General features: G+C 76.0%; 24 protein-coding genes. 14 read left to right on the plus strand and 10 right to left on the minus strand.

The window, feature by feature from the left end:
• The first annotated feature begins 39 nt into the window (after positions 1-39).
• The 7 genes from KLI87_RS27605 (at position 40) to KLI87_RS27635 (ending at position 7,251) form a co-directional block, all read left to right on the plus strand.
• Positions 40-1,653 (plus strand): lysine 5,6-aminomutase subunit alpha, encoded by a 1,614-nt coding sequence (locus tag KLI87_RS27605; RefSeq protein WP_214619281.1) that lies wholly within the window; start codon positions 40-42, stop codon positions 1,651-1,653.
• Positions 1,650-2,528, plus strand: coding sequence for an OAM dimerization domain-containing protein (locus KLI87_RS27610; protein ID WP_156216716.1), 879 nt, complete (start codon positions 1,650-1,652; stop codon positions 2,526-2,528). Before KLI87_RS27605 ends, KLI87_RS27610 begins: the two co-directional genes overlap by 4 nt.
• Positions 2,525-2,920 carry a hotdog domain-containing protein gene (locus KLI87_RS27615; RefSeq protein ID WP_156216715.1) on the plus strand — a complete coding sequence of 132 codons (396 nt, stop codon included), beginning with the start codon at positions 2,525-2,527 and terminating at the stop codon, positions 2,918-2,920. Before KLI87_RS27610 ends, KLI87_RS27615 begins: the two co-directional genes overlap by 4 nt.
• 665 nt (positions 2,921-3,585) lie before the next feature.
• Positions 3,586-5,289 (plus strand): apolipoprotein N-acyltransferase, encoded by a 1,704-nt coding sequence (lnt, locus tag KLI87_RS27620; protein WP_214619282.1) that lies wholly within the window; start codon positions 3,586-3,588, stop codon positions 5,287-5,289.
• Positions 5,290-5,294: 5 nt separating this feature from the next.
• The gene (locus tag KLI87_RS27625) at positions 5,295-6,041 is read left to right on the plus strand and encodes a polyprenol monophosphomannose synthase (protein ID WP_156216713.1); all 747 of its coding nucleotides are present in this window, start codon (positions 5,295-5,297) and stop codon (positions 6,039-6,041) included.
• 116 nt (positions 6,042-6,157) lie between these two features.
• Entirely contained in the window at positions 6,158-6,727 is a 570-nt protein-coding gene (locus tag KLI87_RS27630) for an FxsA family protein (protein ID WP_214619283.1), read from the plus strand.
• A gap of 365 nt (positions 6,728-7,092) precedes the next feature.
• Positions 7,093-7,251, plus strand: coding sequence for a hypothetical protein (locus KLI87_RS27635; RefSeq protein ID WP_214619284.1), 159 nt, complete (start codon positions 7,093-7,095; stop codon positions 7,249-7,251).
• Positions 7,252-7,261: 10 nt separating this feature from the next.
• On the opposite strand, the gene KLI87_RS27640 is transcribed toward KLI87_RS27635, so the two are convergent.
• The 3 genes from KLI87_RS27640 to KLI87_RS27650 are packed head-to-tail and all read right to left on the minus strand — an operon-like array spanning position 7,262 to position 10,403.
• Entirely contained in the window at positions 7,262-8,050 is a 789-nt protein-coding gene (locus tag KLI87_RS27640; protein ID WP_214619285.1) for an ABC transporter permease, read from the minus strand.
• Positions 8,047-9,477 carry an ABC transporter permease subunit gene (locus KLI87_RS41655; protein ID WP_214619286.1) on the minus strand — a complete coding sequence of 477 codons (1,431 nt, stop codon included), beginning with the start codon at positions 9,475-9,477 and terminating at the stop codon, positions 8,047-8,049. The genes KLI87_RS27640 and KLI87_RS41655 overlap by 4 nt, the downstream gene beginning before the upstream one ends.
• Entirely contained in the window at positions 9,474-10,403 is a 930-nt protein-coding gene (locus tag KLI87_RS27650) for an ABC transporter ATP-binding protein (protein ID WP_156216707.1), read from the minus strand. The genes KLI87_RS41655 and KLI87_RS27650 overlap by 4 nt, the downstream gene beginning before the upstream one ends.
• 233 nt (positions 10,404-10,636) lie before the next feature.
• Here KLI87_RS27650 and KLI87_RS40405 point away from each other — a divergent pair, with 233 nt between their 5' ends.
• On the plus strand, positions 10,637-11,632 hold the full coding sequence (locus KLI87_RS40405) for a histidine kinase (protein ID WP_214619287.1): 996 nt from the start codon (positions 10,637-10,639) through the stop codon (positions 11,630-11,632).
• Complete coding sequence (locus KLI87_RS27660) at positions 11,629-12,312, plus strand: response regulator transcription factor (RefSeq protein WP_214619288.1); 684 nt, start codon at positions 11,629-11,631, stop codon at positions 12,310-12,312. The genes KLI87_RS40405 and KLI87_RS27660 overlap by 4 nt, the downstream gene beginning before the upstream one ends.
• Before the next feature lie 122 nt (positions 12,313-12,434).
• On the opposite strand, the gene KLI87_RS27665 is transcribed toward KLI87_RS27660, so the two are convergent.
• From KLI87_RS27665 to KLI87_RS27675, 3 genes are all read right to left on the minus strand, one after another.
• Positions 12,435-12,779, minus strand: a complete 345-nt coding sequence (locus KLI87_RS27665) for an RNA polymerase-binding protein RbpA (RefSeq protein ID WP_156217007.1) — start codon at positions 12,777-12,779, stop codon at positions 12,435-12,437.
• A 153-nt stretch (positions 12,780-12,932) separates the two neighbouring features.
• Complete coding sequence (locus tag KLI87_RS27670; RefSeq protein WP_214619289.1) at positions 12,933-13,574, minus strand: ATP-dependent Clp protease proteolytic subunit; 642 nt, start codon at positions 13,572-13,574, stop codon at positions 12,933-12,935.
• Positions 13,571-14,275, minus strand: coding sequence for an ATP-dependent Clp protease proteolytic subunit (locus KLI87_RS27675; RefSeq protein ID WP_308166230.1), 705 nt, complete (start codon positions 14,273-14,275; stop codon positions 13,571-13,573). Before KLI87_RS27675 ends, KLI87_RS27670 begins: the two co-directional genes overlap by 4 nt.
• A 98-nt stretch (positions 14,276-14,373) precedes the next feature.
• Between KLI87_RS27675 and KLI87_RS27680 the strand changes: the two genes are divergently transcribed.
• Positions 14,374-14,670: a type II toxin-antitoxin system Phd/YefM family antitoxin gene (locus tag KLI87_RS27680; RefSeq protein WP_156216702.1), complete on the plus strand. Its 297-nt coding sequence runs from the start codon at positions 14,374-14,376 to the stop codon at positions 14,668-14,670.
• On the opposite strand, the gene KLI87_RS27685 is transcribed toward KLI87_RS27680, so the two are convergent.
• Complete coding sequence (locus KLI87_RS27685; RefSeq protein WP_250904294.1) at positions 14,552-15,862, minus strand: alpha/beta hydrolase; 1,311 nt, start codon at positions 15,860-15,862, stop codon at positions 14,552-14,554. The genes KLI87_RS27680 and KLI87_RS27685 overlap by 119 nt on opposite strands.
• Positions 15,863-16,035: 173 nt before the next feature.
• Here KLI87_RS27685 and KLI87_RS41660 point away from each other — a divergent pair, with 173 nt between their 5' ends.
• Positions 16,036-17,241, plus strand: coding sequence for a histidine kinase (locus tag KLI87_RS41660; RefSeq protein WP_308166231.1), 1,206 nt, complete (start codon positions 16,036-16,038; stop codon positions 17,239-17,241).
• A complete protein-coding gene (locus KLI87_RS27695) occupies positions 17,229-17,921 on the plus strand; it encodes a response regulator transcription factor (protein ID WP_214619291.1) in 693 nt (230 codons plus the stop codon). Before KLI87_RS41660 ends, KLI87_RS27695 begins: the two co-directional genes overlap by 13 nt.
• A 10-nt stretch (positions 17,922-17,931) precedes the next feature.
• Here KLI87_RS27695 and KLI87_RS27700 read toward each other — a convergent pair whose 3' ends face one another.
• Positions 17,932-18,390, minus strand: a complete 459-nt coding sequence (locus tag KLI87_RS27700) for an Lrp/AsnC family transcriptional regulator (RefSeq protein WP_214619292.1) — start codon at positions 18,388-18,390, stop codon at positions 17,932-17,934.
• 63 nt (positions 18,391-18,453) lie between these two features.
• On the opposite strand from KLI87_RS27700, the gene KLI87_RS27705 reads away from it, so the two are divergent.
• Positions 18,454-19,149, plus strand: a complete 696-nt coding sequence (locus KLI87_RS27705; RefSeq protein ID WP_214619293.1) for an AzlC family ABC transporter permease — start codon at positions 18,454-18,456, stop codon at positions 19,147-19,149.
• Between the two features lie 120 nt (positions 19,150-19,269).
• The gene (locus KLI87_RS27710; protein WP_214619294.1) at positions 19,270-19,602 is read left to right on the plus strand and encodes a branched-chain amino acid transporter permease; all 333 of its coding nucleotides are present in this window, start codon (positions 19,270-19,272) and stop codon (positions 19,600-19,602) included.
• 16 nt (positions 19,603-19,618) lie between these two features.
• Here KLI87_RS27710 and KLI87_RS27715 read toward each other — a convergent pair whose 3' ends face one another.
• Both KLI87_RS27715 and KLI87_RS27720 read right to left on the minus strand, forming a co-directional pair.
• Positions 19,619-20,134: a DUF4240 domain-containing protein gene (locus KLI87_RS27715; RefSeq protein WP_214619295.1), complete on the minus strand. Its 516-nt coding sequence runs from the start codon at positions 20,132-20,134 to the stop codon at positions 19,619-19,621.
• 105 nt (positions 20,135-20,239) lie between these two features.
• Positions 20,240-21,049 carry a glycerophosphodiester phosphodiesterase gene (locus tag KLI87_RS27720; protein WP_214619296.1) on the minus strand — a complete coding sequence of 270 codons (810 nt, stop codon included), beginning with the start codon at positions 21,047-21,049 and terminating at the stop codon, positions 20,240-20,242.
• Positions 21,050-21,120 lie beyond the last annotated feature (71 nt).

Raw genomic sequence — 21,120 nt, forward strand, 5'->3', positions numbered from 1 at the left:
ACCCGGCCTGAGAGGGCGGCTGCGTGAGGGGAGACGGCGATGGCGCCGCAGGGCAAGCTCGACCTGGACCCGGAGGTGGTGCGCACCGCCCGGCGGCTGGCCGCCCGCGCCGCCGAACCGATCATCACGATGGCCCGCTCCCACACCACGGTCTCGGTCGAGCGGGCGCTGCTGCGGCTGGCGGGCCTGGCCGGCGCCGACGACGGCGGGCGCCCCTGGGCCAACCACCTCGCCGACGCCGTCGCCGCCCAGACCGGCCTGGAGCACGGCCTGGCGCTGCCGGTGTGGGACGCGCTGCTGAACGGCCCCTACGGCTCCCTCGCCGACCTCGCCCGGGACGCCGCCGCCGGCCGCGCGGCCTTCCGGCTGCCCGGCGGGGCCGACGCCGCCAAGGCCCGTGAGGCCGCCCGCCGCGCCGCCCGCGAGGGCATCGGCCGCGTCGACCGCCGCCGCGCCGAACGCGACCGGCTGCTGGCCGAGCTGCCCCCCGGCGGGCCGCCCGGGGACGGGCCGCCGCGGCCGCTGATCTACCTGATCGTCGCGACCGGCGACATCTACGAGGACATCCCGCAGGCGCAGGCCGCCGCCCGCGAGGGCGCCGACGTCGTCGCGGTGATCCGCTCCACCGGCCAGTCGCTGCTGGACTTCGTCCCCGAGGGCGCCACCCGCGAGGGCTACGCGGGCACCTACGCGACCCAGGAGAACTTCCGGCTGATGCGCGCCGCGCTGGACGAGGTGTCCCGCGAGCTCGGGCGCTACGTCCGGCTGACGAACTACGCCTCGGGGCTGTGCATGCCCGAGATCGCGGCGCTGGCCGGGCTGGAACGCCTGGACATGATGCTCAACGACTGCATGTACGGGATCATCTTCCGCGACATCAACCCCCGCCGCACCTTCATCGACCAGCGGTTCTCCCGGCAGGTCCACGCCCGCGCCGGCATCGTCATCAACACCGGCGAGGACAACTACCTCACCACCGCCGACGCCGTCGACGCCGCGCACACCGTGATCGTCAGCCAGCTCCTCAACGAGCGGTTCGGGCACGAGGCGGGCCTGTCGGACGCGCAACTCGGCCTCGGCCACGCCTTCGAGATCGACCCGGCCGTCCCCGAGTCGTTCCGGCTGGAGCTGGCGCACGCGCAGCTCGTCCGCGAGCTGTTCCCGGACGCGCCGCTGAAGTACATGCCGCCGACCAAGCACATGACCGGCAACATCTTCGCCGGCTACCTGCTGGACGCGTTCTTCAACCTCGCCGGCGTCATGACCGGCCAGTCCATCATCCTGATCGGGATGATGACCGAGGGCATCCACACCCCCTGGCTGTCGGACCGCGACCTGGCGCTGGAGAACGTCCGCTACGTCCGCGACGCCTGCGGCGGGCTCGCCGAGGACTTCGTGCCCCGCCCCGACGGCATGCTCGTGCGGCGGGCGCGGCGGGTGCTGGCCGAGTCGGTGGGGCTGCTGGAGCGCGTCAGCGACGACGGGCTGCTCACCGCCATCGCCGAGGGCACCTTCGGCGTCACCCGCCGCCCCCCGGACGGCGGCAAGGGCCTGGAGGGCGTCGTCCCGCACGCCGACGGCTACTTCAACCCCGCGATCGAGATCCTCGACGCCGAGGACCCGAACGGCCCGGAGCGGGAGGCGCGCGCATGACCGAGGAAGGAGCGGCGGCGGTGACCGTCCAGACACCCGGCACGCAGGCCCCGGCGGACCCGGCCGACACCCGGCAGGTGATTCGCCCCTACGGCGACACCACCGGCGACGGCATGGTCCAGATGTCGTTCACGCTGCCCGTCCCCGCCGGGGCGCGCGCCGACGCCGCCGCCCTGCAACTCGCCGCGAAGATGGGCCTGGAGCCCGCCAGCGTCGTGCACGCCAAGCCGATGGGCCCCGACTTCACCTTCTTCATCGTCTACGGCCGGACGCGGCACCTCATCGACTACGCCTCCATCCCCGCCCCGCCGGAGCGCGCCTACCCGCTGCTGAGCGCGCCGGAGGTGAACCAGGCGATCCGCCGGGCGCTGAACCGGCGGCTGGTGGTGGTCGGCGCCTGCATCGGCACCGACGCCCACACCGTCGGCATCGACGCGATCCTCAACGTCAAGGGCTTCGCGGGCGAGAAGGGCCTGGAGTACTACCGGGAGATCCAGGTGGTGAACATGGGCGCCCAGGTCACCGTCGCCGAGCTGGTGGAGCGCGCCAAGGCCGTGGACGCCGACGCCGTCCTGGTCTCGCAGGTGGTCACCCAGCGCAACGCGCACCTGCACAACACCAAGCAGATGGCCGCCGCGTTCCACGCGGAGTACCCCACGGCCGTCGCCGCCGGGATGGGGCGGCCGCTGCTGGTCGCCGGCGGCCCCCGCTTCGACACCGTCACCGAGGGCGACCTCGGCGTCGACCGGATCTTCGGCAGGGGCACCACTCCCGCGGAGGTGGCCAGCTACCTCGTCCACGCCCTCCTGCCCGACACCCCCGACGGCGCCGCGCCGCAGGACACGACCCCAGAGGAAACGGAGGACGAGGGATGAGCGACCCGCGCGAGGGGCTGACCGTCACCCACCGCCGCTACGTGCCCTACGCCCACGCCCACTACGCCGGCGACCTGCTGGACGGCGCCTACGTCCTCGGCCTGTTCGGCGACGTGGCGACCGAGGTGTGCGTCCGCACCGACGGCGACGAGGGCCTGTTCGCCTCCTACTCCGACGTCCAGTTCCGCGCGCCCGTGCGGGCCGGGGACGTGCTGGAGGCCACCGCCGTCGTCACCCGCGTGGGGACCCGCAGCCGCACGCTGGAGTTCCAGGCGCGGGTGGTGTGCCGGGGCCGCCCGGACCGGGGGCCCTCGGCCGCCGAGGTCCTCGCCGAGCCGCTCGTCGCGGTCACCGCGACCGGGACCGTCGTCGTTCCCGCGCCCGGCGGATGACCCGCCGACCGGCCCGCGGGGGACCCCGCCGACCGGCCCGTGGAGGACCCCGCGGCGGCGCCGGGGACGGCCCGGTGCCGGGCCCGCGCCGCCACCGAACTGCGAAAACATCACGATCATGGTGTTGAGCTGGGGAAACACGGAGTCGCCGCAGAACATGCCGCGGTTGACAAGGCCGTGGAAGCCGGTAGCTTTGCAGCAGTCCAGCACGGGACTCACCGATCGGCCGCCCGAGGCGCCACCGGGCACCGCGCCGCGACGGGACGGATGCGGATCACGCCCCGCCCGTCCGAGCCAGTGCGGTGATCCGGAAGACGCGTCCGGGTGGAGCCGCCCGATCGCGCGGGGGCTTGGACCCGGGAAGGGCCCGGACATCCAGTAGAAAACGGAGCCTCGTTCTCACCGCCTGTGGGGCGACTCCGGCCCGATGGGTGTCACGGGCCCTCTTCCGTGTGTCCGCCCTCCCACCCGGTCCCGCGCCCCATCGCCCTCCCCGTCCTCCCGGCGCGGTCGGGCACCGTCCAGGCCCCGTCCTCGCGCCGGACGGCGCGGATCCGCGCCGTCCGCGCGATGATGGTGGGGGCGGCGAACCCGGGTCCCGGTCGCCGTGGCGCGCGCGGGCCGGTAGCGTTCCCGCGAGCAGACCGAGCGAACGAGGTGTCGAGTTGGCCCAGGAGACCCTCCCGGAACGCCCCCCGGCCGCCGCGCCGGGCGAGGGCGCGGCTCCGGGGCGCCTGGCGCGGCTGCGCGGACGCCTGGCGCGCGTGCGCGGCGGAGGCCGCGCGGGCTGGCCCCGCACCCTCCTCGCCCTGGCCGCCGGGCTGGTCATGTGGCCGGCGTTCCCGCCCGCCGACCTCACCCCGCTCGCCCCGGTCGGCGTCGCGCTGCTCACCCTCGCGCTGCGCGGTCAGGCGCCCCGCACCGGCGCGTGGCTCGGGTTCGTCGGCGGCGCCGCGTTCTTCCTGCCCGTCCTGGACGGCATCATCAAGATCGGCCCGGACGGGTGGATCCTGCTCAGCCTCGTCCAGGCCGCCTACTTCCTCCCGCTCGGCGCCGGGATCGCGGTCCTCACCCGGCTGCCCGGCTGGCCGGTGTGGACCGCCGGGCTGTGGGTCGCCGACGAGGCGCTGCGCGGGCGGTTCCCCTTCGGCGGGTTCCCCTGGGCACGGCTGGCCTTCAGCCAGACCGCGACCCCGCTGACGCACTTCGCCTCCCTCGGCGGCGCGCCGCTGGTGTCGTTCCTGACCGCGCTGACCGGCGGGCTGCTCGCCTACGCCGCCGTCGCCGTCCTGCGCGCCCGCCCCGCCATCCGTCCCGACGCAGGCCCCGACGCAGGCCCTGGCGCCGGCTCCGAGGAGGCCGGGACGCCCGGCGGACCGGCCGCCTGGGCGCGCCGCGCCGCCGCGCCGGTCGCCCTCGCCCTCGCCGGGATCGCGGCGGTCGTCGGCGGCGGCGCGCTGATCCCCACCCCCACCGCCGGGCGGCCCGTCACCGTCGCGGTGATCCAGGGGAACGTGCCACGGCTCGGGCTCGACTTCCTCGGCCAGCGCAAGGCCGTCCTGAACAACCACGTCCAGCGCACCCACGAGCTGGCCGAGCGGGTCCGCGCCGGGAAGGTCGCCAGGCCCGAGCTGGTGGTGTGGCCGGAGAACGCCAGCGACCTGGACCCCTACAAGGAGTCCGACGCCTACGCCGCGATCGACGGCGCCGTCCGCGACATCGGCGTGCCCGTGCTGGTCGGCGCGCTCACCGACACCCCCGACGGCGAGAAGGTCGAGAACCGCGGCATCGTCTGGGACCCGCGCACCGGCCCCGGCGACTACTACGTCAAGCGGCACCCGGTCCCCTTCGGGGAGTACATCCCGTTCCGCGACGTCCTCACCAAGCTGATCACGCGGTTCGAGCGGATCCCGCGCGACTTCGCCCGCGGGAAGCGGTCGGGCGTGATGCGGCTCGGCCCGGTCGACATCGGCGACGTGATCTGCTTCGAGGTCGCCTACGACAAGGAGGTCCGGGACGTCTCGCGCGGCGACGTCCTGGTCGTCCAGACCAACAACGCCACCTACGGCCGCACCAGCCTGCCGCCGCAGCAGATCGCGATGTCCCGGCTGCGCGCCGTCGAACATGGCCGTACGATCTTGGTTGCCGCGACGAGCGGCATCAGCGCGATCGTCGCGCCGGACGGCCGGATGGTCGCCCGGTCACGCGAGTTCGTCCCCGACATCCAGGTCGCCCGGGTGCCGGCGCGCACGTCCCGGACGCTGTCGGACCGGCTGGGCGAGGCGCCCGAGTGGGTCCTCGCGGCGCTGGGCCTCGGGGCGGTCTGCGCGGCGGCGTGGTCATCGTCGAGAAAGAACGAGGGGAATTGACGCCGATGGAGATCCCAGCCGACCTGGGCCGGGTGCTCGTGATCATCCCGACCTACAACGAGCGGGACAACATCGAGGACATCGTCGGCCGCGTGCGGGCCGCCGTGCCGCCGGTGGACGTGCTGGTCGTCGACGACGCCAGCCCCGACGGCACCGGTGAGCTCGCCGACGCCCTCGCCGAGGCCGACGACCAGGTGAAGGTGCTGCACCGCACCGGCAAGGACGGGCTGGGCGCCGCCTACATCGCCGGGTTCGGCTGGGCGGCCGAGCACGGCTACGACGTCATGGTGGAGATGGACGCCGACGGCTCCCACCAGCCCGAGGAGCTGCCGCGGCTGCTCGCCGCGCTGGAGGACGCCGACCTGGTGATCGGCGCCCGGTGGGTGCCCGGCGGCAAGGTGCTGAACTGGCCCAAGCGCCGCGAGGCGCTGTCGCGGGGCGCCAACACCTACGCCCGGCTGATGCTGGGCTTCCCCCTGCACGACGCCACCGGCGGCTACCGGGCCTTCCGCGCGGCGACGCTGGAGAAGATCGACCTGGAGGGCGTGGAGTCGCGCGGCTACTGCTTCCAGATCGACCTGGCGCTGCGGGCGCTGCGGCAGGGCCTGCGGGTCGTGGAGGTGCCGATCACCTTCGTCGAGCGCGTCCACGGCACCAGCAAGATGAGCCGGGACGTGATGGCCGAGGCGGCGCTGCGGATCACCCAGTGGGGGATGGCCGACCGCACCGGCCGCCTGCGCCGCCCCCGCTGACCCCCGCCCCCGCCGATCTTCCGCTCCCGCCGGTCTCCCGCCGCCCCGGGGGAAACTTCGGGGCCGTTCCGGCGTTGAAGAGGGCAGAGGACGTTCCGCTACCCGAAGATGGAGCCATGCTGCTCGTACTGGTCCTGGCGTTCCTGCTGCTGCCGGTCGTGGAGATCTATGTGATCATCCAGGTCGGCCAGGAGATCGGGGCGTGGCCGACGATCGCGCTGCTGGTCGCCGAGACCCTGCTGGGCGGCTGGATCGTGCGGCGCGAGGGCCGCCGCGCGTGGCGGGTGCTGCAGGAGACCTTCGGCCGCGGCGTGATGCCCGACCGGGAACTCGCGGACGCCGCGCTGGTCATGATCGGCGGTGTGCTGCTGCTGACCCCCGGGTTCGTCACCGACGTGCTGGGACTGGCGTTCGTGCTGCCCTTCACCCGTCCGCTGGTGCGGCGGGGCCTGGTCCGGTTCGCCGAGCGGCGGGTCCGGCGCATGGAGGCGCGGGCCGCCGCGTACCCGCCCGGCATCGGCGGCATCGGCGGGCTGGGCGACCTGCGGGGCGGCCCGTTCGGCCCGTCCCGGGACGGCGGGCGCGAGGCGGGTCCTGAGCCGAGCGGCCCGGTCGTGCGCGGCGAGGTCATCCACGACGAGCCCGCCGACTCCGCAGAGGGCGGCGGCAGCCCGTCCCGCACCTGAGCGACCCCCAACCTCCGAACACCGGGTCGGTGTCGTGGCCCTGCCCTACGGTGGGGCGCCATGGACGATCATCTCCGCTCGGCCGCGGACGAGGACGCCCTCGTGATCCCCGGCTCCTGGCGCCGCCGCCCTTATCCCCGGCGCGGCGGCGTCCTCGGACCCGCCGTCAGGATCGACCGGTCCGCGGGCCCGGCGCCGCGCGCACGCGTCCGCGACCTGGACGCCGCGGCGCGCCTCGCCGACCGGCCCGGCGTCGACCCGGGGATGGCCGAGGCGGCGCGCGCCCACCTGGCGGGCGCCGCCGACGCCCGGGGCGCGGCCGTGGTCGCGGCGCCCGCCTCGACCCGGGGGTCCCGGTCGGGCGGGTGTACGAGGGCGGCGACCGGCGGCTCGCGGAGATCCGGCTGGACGACCGTCCCGAGGACGGCCGCTGGCCCCCGGGACGCGCCGGCCGCCCGTTCGGGGACCTCGACCCGGTCACCGCCTCGGAGGTGCTCGCCGACCTGGCCGCCGCCGCGTCCTGACGCCCGTGGATCACGCGTCGCGGGCGGCGAACCGGGCGCCCCCGGCCAGCAGCGCCGCGACCGCGTAGGCGGCCAGCACGCCCAGCCCGGCCCACGGGCCGATCGGCAGCCGCTCCAGCGACCGCGTCGACTGGACGGCGAGCCCGGCGGTCATCGGCGCGAACCGGTCCAGCCGCCGCTGCCAGGTGTCGTCGGCGACGAGCGAGGCGAGCACCGGGACGATCCACAGCAGCGCCAGCACCGCCGTGATCGCGGCGGCGGAGTCGCGCAGCGCGGCCCCGGCGCCGAGCGCGAGCAGGGCGGTCAGCACGAGGTAGAGCACGGTCCCGAACGCGGCGCGGGCGGTGGCGCCGTCGGCGGGGGACAGCAGCGGGTAGCCGTGCTCGGGGGTGAACCCGTTGCGCGGCAGGATCAGCCGCCCGGCCGCGACCGCGCCGAGGACCCCCGCCGTCCCGGACGCGGCGACCGCGCCGGAGACGACGGCGGCCTTGGCGGCCAGCACCGTGACCCGGCGGGGGACGGCGGTGAGCGTCACGCCGATCGTCCCGGCCGCGTACTCGCCGCCGACCGCCAGCGCCCCGAGGGCGACGGCGGCGACCTGCGCGATCCGCACCCCCGACAGCGCCAGGCGCGGGGTGTCCTCCGCGCATCCGGCGGGGGTGGCGCAGTGCGAGGTGTCGACGGCGCCGGTGACGGCGGCGCCGACCAGCACGGTCACGGCGGCCAGCGCGGCCAGCAGCCATCCGGTGCTCGGCAGCGTCCGCAGCTTGGTCCACTCGGCGTGCAGGGCGCGGCTCACGCGTCCCGCCGCCTGAGCAGCCAGGCCGCGGCGGCGAGCGCGGCGGCGGTGTACAGGCACAGCACGCCGAGCCCGGCGAACGCGCCGATCGGGGTGTCGTAGCGGCGGACGGTGTGCTGCACGGCGAACCCGGCGGCCGGGGTGAGCCGCTGCAGCCACCGCGCCGCCGCGACCGGCAGGCCCGTCGCGACGATCTGCGGGACGAGCAGCACCAGCAGCACCAGCGTGATCGCGGGGGCGCCGCGCCGCAGGATCGTGGCGGTCGCGACCCCGAGCACCGCGACGACGGCCATGAGCACGGCGGTGCCGACGGCGGCGCGCAGCACCGCCGGGTCGGTCAGCGGCGGCGGCTCCGTCCCGTGCGCGCGCAGCACCGGGCGGGCGGCCAGCAGCGACCCGAACGCGGCGGCGAGCCCGGCGGCCAGCACCGCGAGCCCGACCACGGTCGCCTTGGCGGCCAGCACCCGGCCCCGGCGGGGGCTGGCGGCGAGCGTGAGGCGGATCGTGGCGCGCCGGTACTCGACGGTGACGAACAGCACGGCGAGCGCGACGATCGCGGCCTGCCCGACCAGCGCGCCGGTGAGGGTGGTGCGGGTGACGTCGTCGGCGAACGCGTCGGGCCCGATGTCGCCGGACCCGGCGAGGGTGATGGTCCCGCCGGTCCGGGTCGTCCCGCCGGGGTCGGGCGCTGCGGGCCCCCCGGCGCCGCCCCGGTCGCGCCACGGCCCGGTCACCGGCGCGCCCCCGGCGGCGGTGAGGGTGACGTTGTCGAAGGAGGCGCGGGTGTCGGCGGGGGTCCCGGAGATGCTCTCCCCGCCGAACTGCCGCTGCACCTCGACCCGGTCGGGTGCCGCGACGAACAGTCCCGCCGCGGCCGGGCCCGGCGCGTCGAGCTCCACCGCGCCCACGCGCCGCCACGTCCGGCCGTCGGGGGAGGCGTATCCGGTCACGGTCGTCCCGGCGCGGGTCAGCCGCAGCCAGGCCGGCGGCGTACCGGGCGCGCCGCCGGGGCCGCCGTCGCGGTAGCCGCTCAGCAGCCGGACGCCGTGGCCCGGCGTCACCGCGATCGCGGCGTAGGGGGTGCCGGGCCGCAGGTCCGCCCTGATGATGAGGCCGGCCTTGGCCCAGCCGCCCCCGCCCCCCTGCGCGGTGACGCGGGCGGTGAGGGCGCCGTCGTCGGGCAGGGTCTGGTAGGTGATGCGGCCCTGGTCGGAGAGCGGCCGCAGCCGTGCGGGCGGGCCGCCGCCGCCGGTGGTCTGCGACCCGGCGGCGGTCAGCACCGCGACCGCGACGGTCAGCAGCACCGACGCCGCGAGCGCCAGCCGCCAGCGGGGGACGGTCGCCAGCTTGGTCCACTCGGCGGCCAGCAGCCGCCCGAACCCGTCGCGGGCGTCGGCCAGGACGGTGCTGCGGTAGGGGGCGGTCACAGCGCCTCCCCGCCGGTGCCGGCCCGGAACTCCACCGCGTCGCGGGTCAGCTCCATGTATGCCTCCTCCAGCGTCGCGCGGTGCTCGGCGATCCCGGTGAAGGGCACCCGCGCGGCGGTGAGCACCTCGATGATCCGCTCGGCGGGCAGCCCGGACACCGTCACCGCGTCCCGCTCGGCCGCCGCGACCTCGGCGCCCTCGCGGGCCAGCGCCGTCATCGCGCGCTGCCGGTCGGGGGTGCGCAGCTCGGTCCGCCCGCCGGACGCGGCGGCCAGCAGCTCGGCGACGCCGGTGTCGGCGATGACGCGGCCCCGGCCGATCACCACGAGGTGGTCGGCGCCGCCCTCCAGCTCGCTCATCAGGTGGCTGGAGACCAGCACCGCGCGGCCCTGCGCGGCCAGCGACCGCAGCAGCCCCCGGATCCAGGCGACCCCCTCGGGGTCCAGGCCGTTCACCGGCTCGTCGAACATCAGCGCGGGCGGGTCGCCCAGCAGCGCGGCGGCGATCCCGAGCCGCTGCCGCATCCCGAGCGAGAACCCCCCGGCGGGACGGTTCGCCACGCTCCCCAGCCCGGCCAGCTCGATCACCTCCCCGACCCGGCGGGCCGGGATCCCGTTCGCGTGGGCGAGCCACCGCAGGTGGTCGCGGGCGCGCCGCGCGGGGTGCACGGCCGACGCGTCCAGCATCGCGCCGAGATGGCACAGCGGGGTCCGCAGCGACCGGTAGGGCCGCCCGCCGACCAGCGCGGCGCCCTCATCGGGCCGATCCAGGCCGAGGATCATCCGCATCGTGGTGGACTTCCCCGCGCCGTTGGGGCCGACGAACCCGGTGACCAGGCCGGGCGCGGCGGTGAACGACAGGCCGTCCACGGCGAGCCTCGGCCCGAACCGTTTGCGGAGCCCCCGCACTTCGATGGTTGCCTCCATGCCACGGGAGGCTACGGACCCCGGGGCCGCCGGGTCGTCACGCGGCGGGGCCGTCCTGCCCGCCCGGGGACGGGGGAGGAGCCGTCCCCGGGGCGGGGGACGTCCCGGCGCCGCCGTCCCCCGCCGGAGGGACGCCCGCGCGCTCCGGGAGACGCCACAATTGCAGCGTGCGCGCACAACCTGGGAGAGGGCGGCCGTTCCGGCCGTTCCGGTCGTTTCCGTCGGAGAGGGGCGTGTGGGAGTGGCCGGTGGCCGGGATCGCGCTCGCGGCGGCCGGGGTGGGCGAGGCGGTGGTGCGCGCCGGTGACTCGGGGGTGCTGCTGCCGCCGGCGATCCTGCTGGCGGTGTGCGCGACGCTGCCGCTCGCGCTGGCCCGCGACCGCGACCTCGCCGCCGCCGTCATGATCACCGCCGCGGTCGTGCCGGTGTCGGTGCTGGAGCGGGGCCCGGCGCTCGCCGGGGTCGGGGCGCTGGCCGCCGCCTGGACGGTGCCGGCCCGCCGCCGCGTCGGCCGCCGCCGCGCCGCGGCCGCCGCGCGCGAGGAGTCCCGCCGCGCGTTCGAGCACACGCTGCTGGAGCACACCGCGCGCGGTGAGCGCGCCCGGATCGCCCGGGAGCTGCACGACGTCGTCGCGCACCACATCTCGATGATCCCCGTGCAGGCGGAGGCGGCGCGGCTGGCCGTCCCCGGCATGCCCGAGGAGGGCGCGCGGCGGCTGCTGGCCATCGGCGACACCGCCCGGACGGCGCTGGCGGAGATGCGGCGGCTGCTGGGGGTGCTGCGCGAGGACGCGGGCGGCGAGCCCACCCGCCGCCCGCAGCCCGGCATCCAGCAGCTCCTGGAGCTGGTCGACGAGGTCCGCGACGCGGGCGCGGCGGGCGGCCGCCTGATCGTCCGGGGCCGGGTCGCCGCGCTGGACCCGGGCGTGGAGCTGACCGCGTACCGGATCGTCCAGGAGGCGCTGACCAACGCGCGCCGGCACGCGCCCGGCGCCGCCGTCGACGTCGAGATCGACTACGCGGGGGACGCGCTGCTGGTCAGCGTCCGCGACAACGGCCCGGGGCCGCCGCCGGGCGCGCCCGCGCGCGGCGGGCTCGGGCTGCTCGGCATGCGGGAGCGGGCGGCGGCGGTGGGCGGGGAGCTGCGCACGGGGCCGGGGCCGGTCGGCGGCTTCCTCGTCCGGGCCCGCCTCCCGCTCGGACCGGACGCCGCGGGGACCCTTCCATGACCGGCGCGGAGGACTCCCGGCCGGTGCGGATCGTGGTGGCCGACGACCAGGAGGTCGTCCGCGCCGGGTTCGGGGCGCTGCTGGGCACCCAGCCCGACCTGGTCGTCGCCGGGACCGCCGCCGACGGCGCCGCGGCGGTCGCCGCGTGCCGCGAGCACGGTCCCGACGTGGTGCTGATGGACGTGCGGATGCCGGTGATGGACGGCATCGAGGCCACCCGGCGGATCACCGCCGCCGCGGACGCGCCCCGGGTGCTGATGCTGACCACGTTCGACCTGGACGAGCACGTCTACGACGCGCTGGTCGCGGGCGCCAGCGGGTTCCTTCTGAAGGACGTGACCACCGAGCGGCTGTTCGACGCGGTGCGGGTCGTCGCGGCGGGCGAGGCGCTGCTGGCGCCCGCCGTCACCCGCCGGCTCATCGGGGAGTTCGCGCGGCTGCGGCCCCGCCCGCCCTCGGCGGCGCTGGACGCGCTGACCCCGCGCGAGACCGAGGTGCTGCGGCTGGTCGCCGAGGGCCTGACCAACGCCGAGATCGCGGCGCGGCTGGTGGTCGGGGAGGAGACGGTCAAGACCCACGTCAGCCGCGTCCTGCGCAAGCTCGGGCTCCGCGACCGCGTGCAGGCGGTGGTGGCCGCCTACGAGACCGGGCTGGTGCTGCCTCGCCTCGGCGGCCGCTGACCGCTGACGCCAGGCGCCTACCCGGGTGCGGACAAGGGGTCCGGACAGGGGGTCCGGACAGGGGAAGGGCCCGCACCGCCCCTGCCGGCGGTGCGGGCCCGTCCCGCGAGGCGCTCAGCCGATCACGCGGACTTCCTGCGCCCAGCGCGCAGGATCTCCAGGCGTTCGGCCAGGACCTCCTCCAGGTCTTCGAGCGTCCGGCGTTCCATGAGCATGTCCCAGTGGGTGCGCGGCGGCTTCCCCTTCTTGGCCTGGGGCAGTTCGCCGTCCACCCGCAGGGCGGTGGCGCCGCAGCTGCGGCATTCCCATGTCATCGGCACCTCAGCCTCGGCGGCGAGCGTCACGGTGAACCGGTGGCCCTTGGTGCAGTTATAATCCACCTCTTGCCGAGGGGCCAGATCGGTGTTGCGATCGTTCTCGTAGCTCGTCGCTCCGAGCCGGGTGCCGCGAAGTGCGCGCTCGGCCATCGTCACGTGCCTCCCAGACGGCTTGCGGTCTTGCCCTGACCAACGCTGATTGCGGTGACAAGATTCCCGGTCCCGGCGCGATCCAACCCTGCCGTTTCGGTTCGCCTGCCGCCGCTCCCGCGCGGGCCCCCGTGCCGCCCGTCCGGGCGGGCGCTAGACCCGGGTGGTGAGGACCTCGTCGATCAGGCCGTACTCGCGGGCCTCCTCGGCGGTGAAGTAGCGGTCCCGGTCCAGGTCGCGGCGGACGGTCGCGGGGTCGCGGCCGGTCGCGGCGGCCACGATCGCGTCGGTCTGCTCGCGCAGCCGCAGCACCTCCCGCGCCTGGATCTCCAGGTCGCTGGACTGGCCCCGGGACACCTCGATCGACGGCTCGTGCAGCATGATCCGGGACCGCGCCAGCGCGGCGCGCTTGCCGGGCTGGCCCGCGGCGAGCAGGACCGCCGCGGCCGAGGCGGCCTGCCCGAGGCAGGTCGTCTCGACCGGCGGCCGGATGTACTGCATCGTGTCGTGGATCGCCAGCATCGCCGTCAGCGACCCGCCGGGCGAGTTGATGTAGAGGGCGATGGGACGCTCGGGGTCCATCCCCTCCAGCGCGAGCAGCTGCGCGGTGACGTCGTTGGCGCTGGTGTCGTCCACGGGGGTGCCGAGGAAGATGATGCGGTCCTCGAACATCTTGTTGTAGGGGGTCATCTCCTTGACCCCGTAGGCCGTCCGCTCGACGAAGGAGGGGACGACGTAGCGGCCCTGCTCGCCGTAGACCCCGCGATAGACCCCGCCGTACACTCCGCCGGTCACGAGCCCACCCGGTCGGTGCTGTCGATCACGTGGTCGACGAAGCCGTACTCGCGGGCCTGCTCGGCGGTGAACCAGCGGTCGCGGTCGGCGTCGGCCTCGATGCGCTCCACCGGCTGCCCGGTGTGGAACGCGGTCCGCTCGGCGAGGATCCGCTTGAGGTACACCGACTGCTCGGCCTGGATCTTGATGTCGGACGCGGTGCCGCCGATCCCGCCGTGCGGCTGGTGCATCATCACCCGGGCGTGCCGCAGCGCGAACCGCTTGCCCGCCGTGCCCGCGCACAGCAGCGTCTGGCCCATGGAGGCGGCCATGCCCATCGCGACCGTCGAGACGTCGTTGGGGACGAACTGCATCATGTCGTAGATCGCCATCCCGGCGTCGACCACGCCGCCGGGGGAGTTGATGTAGATCGTGATGTCGCGGTCGGCGTCGTGCGCGGCGAGCAGCAGCAGCTGCGCGTTCACGCGGTTGGCGACCTGGTCGTCGATCTCCGACCCGAGGAACACGATGCGCTGCGCGAGCAGCCGCTCCGAGAGCTGCGCCTCGGCGAGCCGGGGCGCCTCGGCGACCTTCGCCCACGACCGGCCGACGTAGGTCTCGGCGCGGCCGGCCGCCTCGGTCGGCGGGGGCGGGCCCGCCGGGCCCGCCGTGCCCGCCGTCCAGGCGTGTCCGGGTCGGTCCTTGCCGGGTGTGTGCAACACCGGGGCCTCCTCAAGATCAACTGTACAGAACGTACGCTGTGTACGTTTACGGAGAGTACAGCCGCCGCCGGGGGAGGACCAGGGGAGTTCGCTATACGATGAACAGCGTGGAAAAGCCGGTGACCGAGGCACGCAAGGAGTTCGCCGACCTGGTGAACCGGGTCGCCTACACGGGCGAGCGCGTCGCGCTGACCCGCCGCGGGAAGGTCATGGCCGCCCTGGTGTCGGCGGAGGACCTCGAACTGCTGGAGAGCCTGCGCGCCGGGCGGCTGGACCTCACCCAGAGCGGCCCGGCGGCGGCGCCGCCGGCCGAGCGCCCGCAGCCCTCGCCGCTGCGGATCGCGGCGGAGTACCGCCCCGGCGGCCCGCCCCGTCCGCCGGGCTTCGGCCGCTGACCTCGCCCGCCTCGCCCCCGTCCGCCTCGCCCCCGCCTGCCTCGTCCCCGCGCGCCCCGGCGTCCCCCGCGTCCCCCGCAAGGGCGTGGGCGGTGAAGACCTCGATCCCGTCCACCAGCGCCTCGAAGCGTGGCGAGCGGAACAGGTCGAAGCAGTGCTGCGCGCCGGGCAGTTCGGCGTAGACGACCGGGGCGCGGGACGCGGCGCGCAGCCGCCCGGCGAACGCGCGGGCCTCGTCCACGGGCATGCAGGTGTCGTGGTCGCCGTGCGCGACGAGGAACGGCGGCGCGCCGTCGTGGACGCGTTCCAGCGCCGAGGTCGCGGGCCCGTCCTCGTAGACCTCGCCGTAGTACCCGTACAGGCAGACCGCGGCGGCGACGGAGGTGTCGGCGTCCTCGAAGCCCGGCTGGAGGGCGGGGTCGCCCTGGGTGAAGGCGGCCATGGCGGCCAGGTGCGCCCCGGCGGAGCTGCCCGACACGACCACCGTGGACGGGTCGGCGCCATACTCGCCCGCGTGCGCGCGGGCCCACGCGATGATCCGCTTGGTGTCGACGAGGGGGTCGGGGTAGCGGGACCCGGGCCGCAGCCGGTAGGTGGCGCTGATGCACACCCATCCCCGGCCGGCGAGGCGGTGCGTCAGCAGCCGCGCCTCGCGTCCCTTGCGCCCGCCGGTGAACCCGCCGCCGTGCAGGTGGATCAGGACGGGCCCGCCCGCCGGGCGGGACCGGTGGTGGTGGACGTCGAGGAGGTTCCGCTCGCCGGCGGGCCCGTAGGCGATGTTCCTGACGCGCCGGACGCGGCGGGGCCGGACCGGCAGGGGCGCCAGCAGCAGCGCGGCGCGCCGCCGCCAGGTGAGCGGCGCGGTCGCGGCGGGGACGCCCAGGCCCGCGGCCAGCGCCTGGTCGATGACGGGCCGCGCGCGGGCGGAGCGGCGGGCGATGGCGACGAGCGCGATGCCCGCCGCGGACGCCGCCGCGGCGACCGCCTGGGCGGCGGGGGCGGCGAGGTCGCCCTGCGCGGCCGCGACGGCCGTCCACAGCGACAGCCAGGCCAGCGCCGCGAACGGCAGTTCGCTGACGACCAGGCCGGAGCGGAAGCTGATCCGGCCGAGGAACCGGCCGTGCAGCGGGACGAGCGCGAAGAACACGAACCATCCCGTGACCGCCACGGTGATCAGATACCCGTACGGCATGGGGCCTCGCTCCTTCGGTGGTGCTCCTGGGGGTGACTCATGCGGAGCAGCCTCGCCGGGACGGGACGGGCCGCGCATCGGGCGGGCGTCGGCGGCCGGTCAGCCGGGGGACGGGGGGCGGGTTCGACTTTGGTAGGTGCCGGGCGCGGCCGTCCGGCGGCTAGCTTGGGCCCGTGAACAGCGAGATCCTCAGCGACGCGCCGCCCGGGGGCCGCCCGGAGGGCGTGCGGGGCCGCGTGGTCGTGACCGCGGCCACGGCGATGGTCGTGCTGGTCGCGGTGACGGTGTGGGCGCGGTGCCAGTCCGGCGTCGTGGGCGCGGTCATGGCGGCCGACCTCGCCGCCGGTGCGGCGGGGTGCGCGCTGCTGCCGGTCGTGGCGCGCCGCCCGGTGCCGGGCGCGCTGGCGCTCGCGGTGCTGGCGGCGCTGTCCCCGGCGGCGACCCCGCCCGCGACGCTCGCGGCGCTGTGGGCGGCCGAGCGGCGCCGGTTCCCGGTCGCGGCGGCGCTGGCGGCGGCGGGCGTGGCGGCCCACGCGGTGCAGGGCCTGTGGCGGCCGAACGGCGGCATCTCCTACGCCTGGTGGCTGGGGCTGATCACGGTCGCCTACGGGGCGCTGGTCGGCTGGGGCGCGCTGGCGCGGGCGCGGCGGGCGCTGGTGGCCTCGCTGCGCGAGCGCGCGGCGCGGGCCGAGGCCGAGCAGGGGCGGCGGGTGGCCGAGGCGCGCATGCTGGAGCGGACGCGGATCGCCCGGGAGATGCACGACGTCCTCGCGCACCGGCTGTCGCTGCTGGCGACCTACGCGGGGGCGCTGGAGTACCGTCCGGACGCGCCGCCGGAGAAGCTGGCGCGCGCGGCGGGCGTCGTGCGCGCGGGCGCGCACCAGGCGCTGGACGAGCTGCGCGAGGTGATCTTGCTGCTGCGCTCCGACGACGACGGCGAGGACGGCGGCGACGGCGGCGACGGCGCGGCCGGCGGGCGGCCGCAGCCGGTGCTGGCCGACCTGCCGCGGCTGGTGGCCGAGTCCCGCGACGCGGGCGGGCGGGTCCGGCTCAGCGACCGCGTCGTGGACCCGGACGCGCTGCCCGCCGCGGCGGGACGCACGGCCTACCGGGTCGTCCAGGAGGGGCTGACCAACGCCCGCAAGCACGCGGCGGGGCAGCCCGTCCAGGTGGCGCTGGAGGGCCGCCCCGGCGACCGGCTGGAGATCGCCATCAGCAACCCGCTGCCGGATCCGGCGGCCGCCGGGCCGGCCGTGCCGGGCTCGGGCACGGGCCTGGTCGGGCTGACCGAGCGGGTGCGGCTGGCCGGCGGGCGGCTGGACCACGGCACGGCGTCCGGGGAGTTCCGGGTGCGGGCCTGGCTACCATGGCCCGCGTGAACGCCCTCGAACCTGGTCAGACCTCCTCGGATCGTCCGTTGCGGGTGCTGGTCGTCGACGACGACGCGCTCGTCCGCGCGGGCCTGGCGATGATGCTGGACGGCGTCCACGGCATCCGGGTGGTGGGGGAGGCCGCCGACGGCGCGGAGGTGCCCGCCGCCGCCGACGCCCTCGCCCCGGACGTGGTGCTGATGGACCTGCGGATGCCCGGGGTGGACGGGATCACCGCGACGGTCCGGCTGCGCCGCCGCCCCGACCCGCCGGAGGTGATCGTGCTGACCACGTTCGACGCCGACGAGAACATCCTGCGGGCGCTGCGGGCGGGCGCCGGCGGGTTCCTGCTGAAGGACACGCCCCCGGACCGGATCGTCCAGGCGGTGCGGCGGGTCGCCGAGGGCGAGCCGATCCTCTCGCCCCGGGTGACGCGGCGGCTGATGGAGCGCGCGGCGGTGCAGGCGGGCGCCTACGAGCGGGCGCGCGAGGCGCTGGCGGCGCTGAGCCCGCGCGAGGGCGAGGTGGCCGTGGCGGTGGCGCGCGGCGGCAGCAACGCCGAGATCGCGGCGGAGCTGTTCATGACGGTCGCGACGGTGAAGGCGCACGTCTCGCACGTCCTGGACAAGCTGGGCCTGGACAACCGCACCCAGATCGCGCTGCTCGCCCACGACGCCGGGCTGGCCTGACCGGTCCCGCTCAGTCGGTCACCTTGATCTTCTTCATGGTGGGCTGGGAGATCACCCGCGCCACCCCCGGAATACAGATGATCTTGGTGGTCTGGAAGGTCTCGTAGGCGGCGTAGTCGGCGACCAGCACGCGCAGGTGGTAGTCGGGGGCGCCGAACACGCGGCGGAACTCCACGACCTCCTCGCACGCGGAGATCGCGGCCTCCAGCCCCTCCAGCGTCCGCAGGTCGCTGACCGACACCTCGATGGACACCAGCACCTCCAGCCCGCGCCCGGTCGCCTCGGGGTCGACGCGGGCCCGGTAGCCGGTGATGACCCCGGCCTCCTCCAGCCGCCGCACCCGGCGCAGGCAGGGCGGCGGCGTCAGCCCGACCCGCCGGGCCAGCTCCACGTTGGTCAACCGGCCGTCCCGTTCCAGGTGGAACAAGATTTCACGGTCAACGGCGTCGAGTTCATATCCATTGCTCACGCTGCGATTCTAGGGTCATTTTTCGAAACCATATGAGGCGCGATCTTTTCTAGAATTGCCCGGATGGTGACGCTGCGTCAAGGGTTGCGCCAGGGGTTGGAGGACTCGGGCCCGGTAGGGCTCGGCGCCGTCCCGATGGGGATGGCGTTCGGGGTGCTGGTCGCCCATTCGGGGCTCGCGTGGTGGTGGGCGAGCGTGTTCTCGGGCCTGATCTACGCCGGTTCGCTGGAGTTCCTGTTCCTCGGCCTGGTGCTGGCGTCGGCGCCGCTGGGGACGATCGCGGTGACGGCGTTCCTGGTCAACTTCCGGCACGTCTTCTACGCGCTGTCGTTCCCGCTGCACCGCGTCCGCGGGCGGCTCGGCAAGGTCTACGGCACGTTCGCGCTGTCGGACGAGGCGTACGCGGTCGCGGCGGGCGCGCGGGCGGCGTCCTTCGGCGGCCGGCGCATCCTGCGCCTCCAGGCGTTCGTCCACCTGTACTGGGCGGGCGGCGCGACGGCCGGGGCGCTGCTCGGGACGGTCGTCCCCGCCCGGGTCGCCGGCCTGGACTTCGCGGTGACGGCGCTGTTCACCGTCCTGGCCCTGGACGCCTTCCGCGCGCCCGAGCCGGGGCGGCGCGACGTGGCGGGCGCGGTGCTGGCGGGGGTGTGCGCGCTGGCGGCGCGGCTGGTCCTGCCGGGGCAGATGCTCCTGGCCGCCTTCGCGCTGTTCACCGCCGCCCTCGTGGCCCGCCGCGCCCTGGGACGCGTCCGCCTCTGATCCGCCCCCTCGGCCCCGCCTGCCGGCCCCGCCCCCGGGACCCGTCCCTAGATCTGCCTGCCGGACCCGTCCCCTCAGCCGGCCCCCTCGACCCGCCCGTGTCCGACCTTGGAGGTGCCCGTGCCCGACACCGGATATCTGCTGGCCGCCGTCGCGACCGCCGTCGCGGTGACGTGGGGCCTGCGCGCGCTGCCGTTCGCCGTGCTCGCGCCGCTGCGCTCCAGCCCGCTGCCGGCCTACCTGGGCGCGGTGATGCCGGTGGGCGTGATGGTGATCCTCGCCGTCTACACGCTGCGGGACCTGGACCCGGGCGTCCCGGGCCGGGCGGTGCCCGCGGCGCTCGCGCTCGCGTTCACGGTGGCGGCGCACCTGTGGAGGCGCGACGCCGTCCTGTCGATCCTGGGCGGCACCGCCCTCCACGTGGCGCTGTGCAGCACCGTCTTCGCCCCCTGAGCGGGACCGGCACGCCTCAGGCGGGCCATCCCTCGCGGTTGGAGCAGGTCTCGCGGGAGATGCCCGAGCCGGTGTCGGGGAAGTCCCCGAACCGCTCGTTGTGCGCGTGGAAGAAGAAGTAGCACAGGCGTTCGCACTCGGCGTCCAGGATCGCGACGCGGGGGTCGCGGTTCACGGCGGTGTAGAACTCCCGGCCGAGCGCGACGATGAATCCGCGCGCGTACAGGAAGCCGTCGTCGGAGCCGTCGGTGACGGCGTGGATCTCGGCGCGGTCGATGTCGAACAGCAGCCGCTCGACCGCCCGGTCGAGGCCGGTGAGCTCCTCCGAGGACAGGTCCCGGCTCAGCTCGGCGAGGTTGTCCAGGAACGCCTTCAGGGCGTTCTCGACCAGGGAGAGGGGCGGCTTGCCGTAGAGGTCCTCACCGGGTTCGGGGGTCCGCCGGGCGAGTGCCCGCCGGGCCTGGCCGACCTCGGGGCCCAGCGGCGCCCACGCCGCCTCCAGCATCTCCCACAGCCGCGTCTCGTCGTTCATCCGCCGCTCCTCCGCGCTCGCACGCTCACCGGGCCCGTGCCGGGCGCCGTGATCCGATCGCCTGATCCAAGCAGGTGGGACCGACACCGCGCGGGCGGGAGGGGGTCAGTCGTCGCGGGGGGCGGCGTGGGGCCACAGGCCGCGCGCGGCCATGACGTGGCGGAGGGTGACCAGCTCGTCGGTCATGATGCCGTCGACGCCGAGGTCCAGGAGGCGCTCCATGGCGGCGGGGTCGTTGACCGTCCAGGCGTGGACCTTCAGGCCGAGTTGGTGGGCGTGCTCGACGAACGCCTCGGTGACGAAGGGGACGGGGCCGAGGCCGTAGGGGACCTGGGCGCAGGCGACGCCGGTGGCGGCGAGGCGGACGAGCTTGGCGGCGGGCCCGCCGTAGGAGCGGGCGCGCAGCGCCATGAGGCCGCGGGGGCCGAGCGCGGTGCACACGTCCCGGTCGGTGAACAGGGGGAGGCGGGCGCGCATCTGCGCGAGGCGGCGGGTGGAGAAGGAGGTGATGCACACCCGGTCCCAGGCGGCGGTGCGGTGCAGGACCTCGGCGAGGGGGCCGATGACGGGGGCGTCCTTGAGGTCGATGTTGACGCGGGCGTCGGGGAAGGAGCCGAGGATCTCCTCCAGGCGGGGGATGGGCTCGGTGCCGCCGATGCGCGCCTTGGCGACCTCGGCGTAGGGGAGGCGGGCGATGGCGCCGGTGTGGCCGGTGACGCGGTCCAGGGTGCGGTCGTGGAAGGCGACGACGACGCCGTCGGCGGTGGCGTGGGCGTCGGTCTCGAAGTAGCGGTAGCCGAGGTCGGCGGCGCGCTGGAAGGCGGCCATGGAGTTCTCGGGGCGGCCGCCGGCTCCGCCGCGGTGGGCGAAGGGGATGGGGCCGGGGTGGTCGAGGAAGGCGTACGGGCGGCGCACCCGACCGATTATGGCGGAGCCCGCGGCCCACCTGGACCTTACTGTGTAAAGGCGGTGGGCGGTGTTACCGT

Origin of the sequence: Actinomadura sp. NEAU-AAG7 (genome assembly GCF_018603865.1) — a bacterium.
GTDB lineage: Bacteria > Actinomycetota > Actinomycetes > Streptosporangiales > Streptosporangiaceae > Spirillospora > Spirillospora litoris.